Genomic DNA, 4,204 nt, shown 5'->3' with positions numbered 1-4,204 from the left:
TCTATTTCAGGACAAGACATTTTATTGCCTCATATATCTAAAATTTTTTCAGCTATTCATAGATTTACTAAAATAATAGTACTCAGAACATATAACTTTATTTTGCTAAACGTAACAAAACGTCGCTGAGCTGCGTTCTAACGCAATGTTCTGATAAAGTAGAGAAAAATCGGCAAGTTGCAGGGATGAAAATGACAACCTATCAAAACCTAGATCAACAATTTATTGCTGGGCAATGGCGGCAGGGTGGCTCAACTCATACCCTTCAAAATATTAATCCCTATACCCAGCAGGAAATCTTTAGTTTAAAAGCAGCCAGCACTGAGGATGTGGATGATGCTTACGAAGCTGCATTGTTAACTTTTGAACAGGAAGCCTTAGCTTCAATTCCAGTACGTATAAAACTGATTCAGAATCTGACCAGCATTATTCAGCGTCGACGTGAGGAAATTGTGAACTGGCTGATTATGGAATCAGGCAGTACTCGTTTTAAGGCCAATATTGAAGTGGATGCTGCACTCGGGATCATTCAAGAAAGTTCTAAATTTCCAGACCTTATCAAAAAAGAAGAATTAGAAAGTCTTGATCCAGCACGTCGCAGTTTTGTGGTAAGAAAACCTCTTGGTGTGATTGCGGTGATTAGTCCGTGGAATTTTCCGTTTCATTTGTCTATGCGCTCGGTAGTGACTGCACTCGCTTGCGGAAATACAGTAGTGCTCAAACCTGCGAGTGATACGCCTGTAACGGGTGGAACTTTATTGGGTAAACTGTTTGAAGAAGCAGGAGCCCCACATGGGGCTTTAAATGTCGTTGTGGGTACAGGTAAGGAAATCGGAGACTATTTTGTGGAACATCCGATCCCAAAACTGATTTCATTTACTGGTTCTACAGAAGTAGGTCAAAGTGTCGGTAGTAAAGCTTTGGCAAGTTCCCGTATTAAGCGACTGGCATTGGAGCTCGGTGGAAATGCTCCATTAGTTATTCTGGATGATGCCGATCTGGATTTGGCGGTAGAATTGACGGTAATGGGACGTTTTATGCACCAAGGTCAGATCTGTATGAGTACTAACCGGGTCATTGTCGACGAAAGCTTGCATGATGCATATATCGAAAAATTGGTGGAACGTGTGAAAACCATTCCAGTCGGTGATCCAAACTTACCGGATACTATTATTGGTCCGGTCATCAACCAGAGCCAGGTTGAAAAACATCGTAAGATTATTGAGCATGCCAAACAGATTGGTGCAGAACTCGTCTATGAAGCTGGTATTGAAGGTAATCTGGTTTCACCGCATATCTTTACTCATGTTGATCCATATTTTGAGATTGCGCAGGAAGAAAGTTTTGGCCCGATATTGCCAATTATCAAAGCAGATGATGAAGAGCATGCCTTGATCCTGGCGAATAACTCACGTTTTGGTTTGTCGAGTGCTGTATGTACATCAAATCTTGAGCGTGGAGAACGTTTTGCTATGCAGATCGATGCGGGTATGACCCATATCAATGGGATTACTGTCGCTGATCAGCCAAATGCACCTTTTGGTGGGGAGAAAAATTCGGGATTGGGCCGTTTTAACGGTCGTTGGATTTTTGAAGAATTTACCCGTACACACTGGATGACAGTACCAAAGGTTTAATCTGGTTAGCAAAAACATACAGGGCAGAGATCACCGGAGCATTATAATGTTTCGGTGATTTTTTGTTTTTAAAGACTATATGTGTGCCAACTTTAAACCACTCACTGTGCAGCAATTGCATGATCTGAATCTTCCGGACATTCCATTTGAATATCCTGAAGAAGTCTATCCCCATTACCAGTTGCCGTTATTATTCAAATCTGATCAGGGCCTGGAATGGCGCTTGGTTAATTTTGGTCTGATTCCGAAATGGGCAGAAGATAAAACAATTGGTACACGTACCTATAATGCGCGTAATGAAACCTTGTTGCAAAAACCAACCTTTGCTGAGGCGACCGCAAAATGCAAATTTGGCGTAATTCCAGTATCAGAATTTTATGAGTCTAAATATTTTGATAATAAGCCACAGCGCTGGGGTGTCCGGCGTAAAGATGGCAAAGCCTTTTATATTGCAGCCTTATATGAGATTGCACGAGTACAGGATGAAATTGTCCGTTCCAGTACCATGATTACTATGGACGCGATTGACCATCCCATGATGAAGGAATTTCATGAACCGGGAAATATCAAACGATCAGTGATTGTGATTCCACATCATCGTTTGGATGAGTGGTTAAGTATGACAACACCGAATATTCAGTCTTTTGTAGAGGGATTTCCTGTTGAGGAATTTGAATGTTCTCATGTTCCAAAAGAGAAGGTGAATAAAGAAACACCCCAACTGAACTTTTTTGATGAGGATTGAAAAAACAGAAAGATGAACCTAGCCTAAAATTCATCTTTCTGTCTTAAATCTTTACGACATGGCCTGATTGTTATAGCAGGAGATCAGCGCGCAAGATTTTTGAAGATATGACGAAGACTTTCCATGGTCTTTTCAATTTGAAGCGGTGTTAAGCCTTCAAATGATTGTTCCAGAACAATATTGGTCAGATCGTTGATTTTGTGAGTCATTTCTTGTCCTTTCTCAGTGAGGACAACACGGGTAATACGTGCATCATCTTCACAAGAATAGGTATCCACTAGACCCTCATCTTTTAAGCGGTAAACAATTTTAGTCGTCGTTGACATTTTAGAGACCACCATTTCTGAGAGCTCAGAAACACTTGCATGTGGTTTTGCTTTCAGTGCCAATAGAATACGACGACGTGAATTATCTACACCGTATTTTTTTAAGGCATGGTCAACATTGAGAACATATTGTGCGTGGACTTGAGTAACCCAGTAGTATGGGAAATTTTCTAAAGAGAATTCTTCAGTAGATGGTAAAAACTTAGCATACTTTTTAGTCATAGCAGTTTCCTTGTATTTATTTTTCTCAGGCGGTTTTATTTTATGCAATTGTTTATATAAAATTCAACCATTATTTCTTATAAAATCGACAGAATGTGCTGCATTGTTTTTAATATCGCTAACAATTCCCACAAACTGCATAATGGCTGGGAAAGTCGATAGTTTACAGTCTTTTTAGTGCAATGTTATCAGTGAAATATGGTCATACGTCGGGAAATTTGATGATTTAAATACTTAAGAAGAAAATAATATGAATGGAAATAAGGGCTTAGAATTATCATGTGAGTATCAAAGATTTCTCATAGTGGACACAGGCTCGCTATAAATTTGTATCAATTCATAAATAAGCCTAAAAATGTGATGAATTTTGCATGAAATGAGGTTTTTGGTGCTTGTTCAGTAAAGATTAATGATGCCTCTGGATATTTTGAATGCATTAGCAAATCAATAAATGGTGGGATTACATAGCTTATCTAAACAATTCTGAGCTGGACTAAAGTGGATGAATTAAGTCGAAGAGATCATCTAATCGGTTATATTTTCAATCTTGATAAGCCTAAATATTGAGAGGTGATTAAAATCCTTAGAATTAGCCTTGCTATATTTCATAGATTAAAACATTTACAGATATATGATCTTTCAAAGATAGTCTCTCATATTCTGCATTGATTCTATTCGAGTTCTACTCGAGCTTAGCTTATACCTTCTTTACAAAGTACTGTCAGGGTTGCATATAAATTGTCCGAGAAAATCAAGACATAATTTTACTATGCACGTTGCTTATACTCGTTTAACTTCTAACATTGTTTAGCCTGTAGCCCTAGGATCTATATTTTCTATAAAGGTTATCATCACAAAATTGCTGATGGTTTTAGGCCAATGATTAAGCTTTAAGTGGAAGTGTTCGAAGTGGATATAGAGAGCAATCTGATCCAAAGGGGGAATATTCATTATCCAGTCTCATTATTAGGTTCGAATGATATTCATAATATGGTATAGGTAGGATCAGCAAAGACATATTTGCCAGCTTTTTTATTTCTAAATAATGTGACCTCGATAGTAGAAAGATCTAAACACTTTAAGAAAGGTTAATAGCCTCTATTGCATTATATCTGTCTTAAAACCATTTATCGGATTTATCTGACATAATTTTCATAAAACTTGATGAGATCGACATTATTTGCTATTGGTTATATTAAATATCAACAACTTAAAAAGAACGCCAATCTCAACTTTAAATAAGCTTTTCAAATTGAATCGGCGAATAACCACAT

Annotated in this window: 3 protein-coding genes; 2 read left to right on the top strand and 1 reads right to left on the bottom strand. The window is 37.9% G+C overall.

Going from position 1 to position 4,204, the window contains the following annotated elements:
• Positions 1 to 191 precede the first annotated feature (191 nt).
• Positions 192 to 1,637, top strand: a complete 1,446-nt coding sequence (locus GW12_RS06095) for an aldehyde dehydrogenase family protein (RefSeq protein ID WP_034584894.1) — start codon at positions 192 to 194, stop codon at positions 1,635 to 1,637.
• A 79-nt stretch (positions 1,638 to 1,716) separates the two neighbouring features.
• On the top strand, positions 1,717 to 2,382 hold the full coding sequence (locus tag GW12_RS06090) for an SOS response-associated peptidase family protein (RefSeq protein WP_034584892.1): 666 nt from the start codon (positions 1,717 to 1,719) through the stop codon (positions 2,380 to 2,382).
• Positions 2,383 to 2,465: 83 nt separating this feature from the next.
• On the opposite strand, the gene GW12_RS06085 is transcribed toward GW12_RS06090, so the two are convergent.
• Positions 2,466 to 2,930: a MarR family winged helix-turn-helix transcriptional regulator gene (locus tag GW12_RS06085; RefSeq protein WP_034584890.1), complete on the bottom strand. Its 465-nt coding sequence runs from the start codon at positions 2,928 to 2,930 to the stop codon at positions 2,466 to 2,468.
• Positions 2,931 to 4,204 lie beyond the last annotated feature (1,274 nt).

This window comes from Acinetobacter sp. HR7, from assembly GCF_000773685.1.
In the GTDB taxonomy this organism is placed as follows: domain Bacteria; phylum Pseudomonadota; class Gammaproteobacteria; order Pseudomonadales; family Moraxellaceae; genus Acinetobacter; species Acinetobacter thermotolerans.
The sequence above is the reverse complement of the archived record's forward strand: the minus strand, read 5'-3'. Positions and strand labels throughout refer to the sequence as shown.

Bases quoted from the DNA above. Each gene is read 5' to 3' on its own strand.
- GW12_RS06085 (WP_034584890.1), bottom strand. From the start codon at position 2,930: ATGACTAAAAAGTATGCTAAGTTTTTACCATCTACTGAAGAATTCTCT.
- GW12_RS06090 (WP_034584892.1), top strand. From the start codon at position 1,717: ATGTGTGCCAACTTTAAACCACTCACTGTGCAGCAATTGCATGATCTG.
- GW12_RS06095 (WP_034584894.1), top strand. From the start codon at position 192: ATGACAACCTATCAAAACCTAGATCAACAATTTATTGCTGGGCAATGG.